Source organism: Burkholderia sp. NFPP32 (assembly GCF_900119325.1).
In the GTDB taxonomy this organism is placed as follows: Bacteria; Pseudomonadota; Gammaproteobacteria; order Burkholderiales; family Burkholderiaceae; genus Burkholderia; species Burkholderia pyrrocinia_C.
Map to the genome: position 1 here is coordinate 221,901 of NZ_FPJP01000013.1, position 6,396 is coordinate 228,296.

Annotated in this window: 6 protein-coding genes and 3 pseudogenes; 5 read left to right on the plus strand and 4 right to left on the minus strand. The window is 60.4% G+C overall.

The window, feature by feature from the left end; translation table 11 throughout:
* Positions 1–3: 3 nt before the first annotated feature.
* A complete protein-coding gene (rimO, locus tag BT264_RS23760; RefSeq protein ID WP_034181306.1) occupies positions 4–1,365 on the minus strand; it encodes a 30S ribosomal protein S12 methylthiotransferase RimO in 1,362 nt (453 codons plus the stop codon).
* Positions 1,366–1,496: 131 nt separating this feature from the next.
* Between rimO and BT264_RS39630 the strand changes: the two are divergent.
* The 5 genes and pseudogenes from BT264_RS39630 to BT264_RS23785 form a co-directional block, all read left to right on the plus strand.
* A pseudogene (locus BT264_RS39630) lies at positions 1,497–1,697 on the plus strand (recombinase family protein); the annotation flags it as partial.
* Between the two features lie 17 nt (positions 1,698–1,714).
* A pseudogene (locus tag BT264_RS39635) lies at positions 1,715–1,999 on the plus strand (DUF5131 family protein); the annotation flags it as partial.
* Positions 1,996–2,277 (plus strand): hypothetical protein, encoded by a 282-nt coding sequence (locus tag BT264_RS23775; RefSeq protein WP_072441351.1) that lies wholly within the window; start codon positions 1,996–1,998, stop codon positions 2,275–2,277. The pseudogene BT264_RS39635 and the gene BT264_RS23775, both read left to right, overlap by 4 nt.
* Before the next feature lie 254 nt (positions 2,278–2,531).
* The gene (locus tag BT264_RS38535; RefSeq protein WP_072441354.1) at positions 2,532–3,470 is read left to right on the plus strand and encodes a sialidase family protein; all 939 of its coding nucleotides are present in this window, start codon (positions 2,532–2,534) and stop codon (positions 3,468–3,470) included.
* Between the two features lie 541 nt (positions 3,471–4,011).
* Positions 4,012–4,266, plus strand: coding sequence for a hypothetical protein (locus BT264_RS23785; RefSeq protein WP_072441356.1), 255 nt, complete (start codon positions 4,012–4,014; stop codon positions 4,264–4,266).
* 289 nt (positions 4,267–4,555) lie between these two features.
* On the opposite strand, the gene phaR is transcribed toward BT264_RS23785, so the two are convergent.
* The 3 genes and pseudogenes from phaR to BT264_RS23800 all read right to left on the minus strand — a co-directional run.
* On the minus strand, positions 4,556–5,122 hold the full coding sequence (gene phaR / locus BT264_RS23790) for a polyhydroxyalkanoate synthesis repressor PhaR (protein WP_034181302.1): 567 nt from the start codon (positions 5,120–5,122) through the stop codon (positions 4,556–4,558).
* Between the two features lie 119 nt (positions 5,123–5,241).
* Positions 5,242–5,982, minus strand: a complete 741-nt coding sequence (locus BT264_RS23795) for a 3-ketoacyl-ACP reductase (RefSeq protein WP_072441360.1) — start codon at positions 5,980–5,982, stop codon at positions 5,242–5,244.
* Positions 5,983–6,102: 120 nt separating this feature from the next.
* Positions 6,103–6,396: pseudogene (locus tag BT264_RS23800) on the minus strand (acetyl-CoA C-acetyltransferase); the annotation flags it as partial.

Below are 6,396 nucleotides of genomic sequence, written 5' to 3' on the forward strand. Positions count from 1 at the left end.
CGCTTACACCTCGCCCCACAGATCGTGGCCGTCGGCGCCCGTGATCTTCACGGACACGAAATCGCCGACCTTGTAGCGCTTCGACGCCTTCGTCGCCGGCTCGACATAAACAACGCCGTCGATCTCCGGCGCATCGGCTGCCGTGCGGCCGATCCCGCCTTCTTCGCCGACTTCGTCGATCAGCACCTTGAGGGTCTTGCCGACCTTGCGCTGAATGCGGTTCGCCGACACTTCCTCGGCGACTTCCATGAAGCGCGCGCGGCGTTCTTCACGGACATCGTCCGGCAGCGCGCCGTCGAGTTCGTTCGCGGTCGCACCTTCGACCGGCGAGTACGCGAAGCAGCCGACGCGATCGAGCTCCGCCTCGCGGATGAAGTCGAGCAGCGTTTCGAACTGCTCTTCCGTCTCGCCGGGGAAGCCCGCGATGAACGTGCTGCGGATCGTCAGGTCCGGGCAGATCTCGCGCCACTTCTGCACGCGCTCGAGCACCTTCTCGGCGTTCGCCGGACGCTTCATGCGCTTCAGCACTTCTGGGTGCGCGTGCTGGAACGGCACGTCGAGATACGGCAGCACGTGGCCCTTGAACGGGCCTTCGGCCATCAGCGGAATCACTTCGTCGACGCTCGGATACGGATATACGTAGTGCAGGCGCACCCATGCGCCGTACTGCGCGGCGAGTTCGCCGAGCGCGGCGACCAGGTCGGTCATGCGCGTCTTGATCGGCTTGCCGTTCCAGAAGCCCGTGCGGTACTTCACGTCGACGCCGTAAGCGCTCGTGTCCTGCGAGATCACGAGCAGTTCCTTCACGCCCGACTTGAACAGGTTCTCGGCCTCGAGCATCACTTCGGCGACCGGACGCGACACGAGATCGCCGCGCATCGACGGGATGATGCAGAACGTGCAGCGGTGGTTGCAGCCTTCGGAAATCTTCAGGTATGCGTAGTGGCGCGGCGTGAGCTTGATGCCGGCCGCGGGCACGAGGTCGACGAACGGGTCGTGCGGCTTCGGCAGGTGCGAATGCACGGCCTGCATCACTTCGCCCACGGCGTGCGGGCCGGTGACGGCGAGCACCTTCGGATGGACTTCCTCGATCAGGTTCGAGCCGCTCGCGCTCGACTTCGCGCCGAGGCAGCCGGTGACGATCACCTTGCCGTTCTCGGTCAGCGCCTCGCCGATCGCATCGAGGCTTTCCTGCACCGCTTCGTCGATGAAACCGCAGGTGTTCACGACGACGAGGTCGGCGCCGTCGTAGGTGCCGGAGATTTCATAACCTTCGGCACGCAGCTGCGTGATGATTTGTTCGGAGTCGACGAGGGCTTTCGGGCACCCGAGCGATACGAAGCCTACTTTGGGGGACTGAGACATCTGGAATGTGGGGGCGTGGCGGCAAAAGCGTGAGTTTACAGCGATTTAGGGGCGGCGAGCCAAAATGAACGGCTGGCGGCAACATAGACCGCCAGTTCGAATACGCCGCACGACGGGCGGCCGACCACGAAATGGAGCTTGATGCGTCCCTATCACTCCGAGACGAGGGGCTGTCGGCCTACCACCAGCGCCACGTCCGGCAAGGTGCGCTCGGCGTGTTCCTGCGCGCAGTCGAGGACAGCCAGGTGCCGGCCGGTTCCGTATTGATCGTAGAGGGTCTGGATCGATTGAGCCGCGCCGAACTGCTGCAGGCTCAGGCGCAGCTCGCGCAGACGGCACCAATGCGCTTGAAGAGTTGGATTGGGTGATCGTCGGCGGCGAAAGCGGCGCCGACGCGCGGCCAATGCATCCCGATTGGTTGCGCGACCTTCGCGACCAGTGTGAAGCCGTCGGCGTGCCCTTCCTGTTCAAGCAATGGGGAGAATTTGCGCCGACGCCGAACGTCATCGAGGCTTCCGGCAACCTCTTCCATCAATTCGACGACGGTGCATGGATGCAACGCGTCGGCAAGCGCGCCGCCGGCCGACTGCTCGACAGCCGCATACATAACGAATTTCCGGGAGGCGAAGCATGACGAAGAAAAAGCAACCGACCGGCGTCGCCTGGGTGGACGACGTGCAGGTCGTCACGCCGATCATCAGCACGATCAACGCGGTCCGCTTTCAGGGATTGAGCATCACGACGCCTGACGGCGAGCCGGCAACGCTCGCGGTGATCGATATGCAAGGCAGAATCATCGACTCGGGCCCGAACGTGATGCGTGCAGTGTGGGAGGTCGCGATCAGGTCGTATCGAAACTTCCTGATCGGAAGCGGGCACCTTCGCGTGTTGTCGAAGCCGGCTTCTGCATGAGAACAACGGCGCTTCGGCGCCGTTTTCGTTATGCCTTCCGCTTAGCGTGTCGAAATGATCGAGCGTCAACAGTTCCATCGAATCGCGCTACGTCCAGATGGCGTAGGCGCGTAATCGAGTGTAATGGATCTACCGCATGAGAGAGACTACGTTTATTGCGCGTGAGCTTTGAAATACCACGCTGCTGGACCAAACATCACTGACTTAAAGACGTCGGCGATCCAAAAGCTCTTAACAATCGAGAGAGGCGCATCATGAATGACGAAAATCGGCTTGTTGACGAAGAAAGCAACCAAGACACCTCCTCAGACCCCGCTCAGGCACTAAATTATCCTTCACTGGCGGTCTTCAATGGGAAGCTATACTTGGCATACAAAGGCGCCGACAGTAACAATAACATTTATCTCACATCTTTCGATGGAAAAGAGTGGGATAAACCGACGGCAGTCAAAAACGGTGCATTCTGGACAACCCAGGCAGTTGCACTAGCGGCATTCAGCGGGAAGCTGTATATGGCACACAAAGGCGGCCTCAACAACAACGGTGTTTATTGCGCATCGTTCGATGGGACGAACTGGGATCCCAAGGAACATACCGTGCCGCAAGACAGTACTTGCCAACCCGTCGCCATGGCGTCCTATAATGGAAGATTATACATGGCACACAAGGGCCCAAACGACACACACATTTACTTCCATAGTTTCGATGGGGTGAACTGGAAATCGGGAGGCTATGTCGGCGTCCAAGGTGCCGAAACCACCCAGCCGGTTGCATTGACGACGTTCAATGACAGGATGTACCTAGCATTCAAGGGTGTCGACGATAACAGCATTTACTACACCTCGTACAATCTCACCGGAAATAGCTGGGATCAACCGAAAAAAATCAACGATCGGGACTGGACCAGTCAGGCGGTTGCATTATCGCCATTCAATGGGAAGTTATATATGGCACACAAAGGTGGCGGCCCCGACAATCAAATTTATTACAACTCGTACGATGGAACAAGTTGGGGGATCGACAGAGGAGTTTCGGGTTCAATAACCTCTGAACCGGTCACATTAGTGGTATTCAATAAGAATCTGTATTTGGCATATAAAGATGCAAAAAATTCCAGCATTCATTACAAGTTATTCGACGGAGCGTCTTGGGGAACGGAACAAACAGTCCCCAATGCGTCAACGACTGAGTAATTGCGCTAATCAAGGTATGCGTGGTGATTAGAAAAATCTTCTCCTATCTGCCTGCCTCCTTGCGAGTTCGCACAGGTAGTCAGGCATGCATACGGCCGATAGCTGCAGCTTGGCTATCGGCCGACGCGACCAGCGCAGGCAGTTGCCGGCCATCTGCCCGCCCACGCGGCCACGAGCAAGTCTCTGCGCAATCTAAACCGCCACACAGGACCAAGGTTATATTTGCAAACTTTCGGGCACCCGAGGGATACGTACCCTACTTTGGGGGATTGGAACATCTGGCATGTGGGAGCGTGGCAGCAAAAGCGTGGGGTTAAGCTATTTTTCGGTCAGCGAGCCAAAGCCGGCGGTTGCGACGCAACGGACCACAACCTCAATGTGCGCCTCGCGCGGGCGCTCGACTTGGGAAACCGACACATCCCTTTCAGGGCGATGCGACAAGATGACGGGCGCGATCGGCAAACGCCGCCGCGCCGGAATCGCCCCGCCACTATGCGAAAATCGCAGCGTCCGCTTTCTTCAATTACCCAACGGGACTCGCATGACCACCCACATCACTATCGAATTCACCGAGCACGCTGCCGAAACCATCGGCGAGCAAACCAGCACCAGCTTTTCCTACGACCAGGGTGCCCACGTGCCGCAACCCGGCGACTTCGTCGAGATCGAGAATTCGCGGCAGACGTTTCTCGTGATCGGTCGCGTGTTTTCGCTGAAGGCCAACTACAGCGCGGTCAAGCTCGTTCTCGACCTTCCTCCGTCGGACGATCACCAGGATTTCAGTTCGGAGCTGTGAGCGAAGGCGGGCGAACACACCGGGCCGGGTGTCTGTCCGGCAGTCCTGACGGAGCCTTCGGCCTGTACTCAGCCAGCATTTCCGGAAACGGCCTCACCCAACGCCAGACCCGGCATCCCGGGCACGGGCATGCGGTGCCGACGATCATGAACGACCGTCGGCGGCGCCCTTCCGGCAGGCGGCAGCCAGTCCGTCGTGCCCGAGCACACGATCGGCCGCAGCGCACCACGCTTCACGGCGTCGGCCATTCGACGGCTCGCGCCGCCGCGGCCGGCCTGCCGCAAAATCGCTACTTCTTCTCCGGCTCCGTGGAACCCGGCTGCTTGAAAGGAAACGTGCTGAACATCGACTTCGCCTGGTTCTGCATCTGTTCCTGCATCTGCACGAACATGTTCTTCGACTGCTCGATGTAGCTCGTCATCATCCCTTGCATCATCGGCGCCTGCATGTTCATGAACTGCGACCAGACTTCCGGATTCATCGCATTGGTGTCGTACATGTTCTTCGACTGATCCGCGAGCTTGTTCTGGATGTCGATGAACGCCTGGATGTTCTTTTCCAGGTACGTGCCCATCATGCCCTGCATCGCGTGACCGTAGAAACGGATGATCTGCGACAGCATCGACGACGAGAACATCGGCACGCCGCCGCTTTCCTCTTCGAGGATGATCTGCAGCAGGATGCTGCGCGTCAGGTCTTCGTTGGATTTCGCATCGACGACCTTGAAGTCCTCCTGCTCCAGTACGAGCTGCTTCACGTCGGTGAGCGTAATGTACGTGCTTGTCTCGGTATCGTAGAGCCGGCGGTTCGGGTACTTCTTGATGAGCCGTTCGGCCGTCTTCTTTGTAGTAGTCATGTAACGCCTTTCAGTGCAGCGTAGCGCAAGTGACGAATCCCCGCCGCCCGAACCCGGGAGGCGGGGGCCTTCGGAACACACCCGGCTGCGCGGCCACCCGGCCCGCGCAGCCCGGGCGTTCAGCCCATGTGCAGGCCGCCGTTCAGCGAGAAGTCGGCGCCCGTCGCGAAGCCGGAATCGTTCGACGCAAGCCACGCGACGATCGAGCCGATTTCCTCCGGCGCACCGAGACGCCGCACCGGGATCGTCGCGACGATCTTCTCCAGCACGTCGGGGCGGATCGCCTTCACCATGTCGGTGCCGATGTAGCCCGGCGACACGGTGTTGACCGTCACGCCCTTCGTCGCGACTTCCTGCGCGAGCGACATCGTGAAGCCGTGGATGCCGGCCTTCGCGGTCGAATAGTTGGTCTGGCCGAATTGCCCCTTCTGGCCGTTCACCGACGAAATGTTGATGATCCGGCCCCAGCCGCGCTCGACCATCCCGTCGATCACCTGCTTCGTCACGTTGAACAGGCTCGTCAGGTTGGTGTCGATCACGGCGGTCCAGTCTTCGTGCGTCATCTTGCGGAACACGACGTCGCGCGTGATGCCCGCGTTGTTGACCAGCACGTCGATCTCGCCGACTTCGGCCTTGACCTTGTCGAACGCTTCCTTGGTCGAGTCCCAGTCGCCGACATTGCCTTCCGACGCGATGAAATCGTACCCGAGCGCCTTCTGGTCCTCGAGCCATTTCACACGGCGCGGCGAGTTCGGGCCGCAGCCCGCGACGACCTTGAAGCCGTCCTTCAACAGACGCTGGCAAATGCTGGTGCCGATGCCGCCCATCCCGCCCGTTACGTACGCAATTCGCTGAGACATAAATCTCACTCCATTTTTTGGTTTCGAGAGCTGCCAAGGCCCCCTCTGACTTCACGTGGCGCCGGCCGAAGCCGCAATCGGCCGGCGCCCGGATTCGGTTCGCCGGTAATGGACGACCGGTTACGGACGCTCGACCGCGAGCGCGACGCCCATCCCGCCGCCGATGCACAGCGACGCCAGCCCGCGCTTCGCATCGCGCTTGGCCATCTCGTGCAGCAGCGTCACCAGGATCCGGCAGCCCGACGCGCCGATCGGGTGGCCGATCGCGATCGCCCCGCCGTTCACGTTCACCTTCGACGTGTCCCAGCCCATCTGCTTGTGCACCGCCAGCGCCTGCGCCGCGAACGCCTCGTTGATCTCCATCAGGTCCAGGTCGCCCGGCGTCCAGCCCGCGCGCTCCAGGCACCGGCGCGA

Bases quoted from the DNA above. Each gene is read 5' to 3' on its own strand.
- BT264_RS23795 (WP_072441360.1), bottom strand. From the start codon at position 5,982: ATGTCTCAGCGAATTGCGTACGTAACGGGCGGGATGGGCGGCATCGGC.
- BT264_RS23785 (WP_072441356.1), top strand. From the start codon at position 4,012: ATGACCACCCACATCACTATCGAATTCACCGAGCACGCTGCCGAAACC.
- BT264_RS23775 (WP_072441351.1), top strand. From the start codon at position 1,996: ATGACGAAGAAAAAGCAACCGACCGGCGTCGCCTGGGTGGACGACGTG.
- phaR (WP_034181302.1), bottom strand. From the start codon at position 5,122: ATGACTACTACAAAGAAGACGGCCGAACGGCTCATCAAGAAGTACCCG.
- BT264_RS38535 (WP_072441354.1), top strand. From the start codon at position 2,532: ATGAATGACGAAAATCGGCTTGTTGACGAAGAAAGCAACCAAGACACC.
- rimO (WP_034181306.1), bottom strand. From the start codon at position 1,365: ATGTCTCAGTCCCCCAAAGTAGGCTTCGTATCGCTCGGGTGCCCGAAA.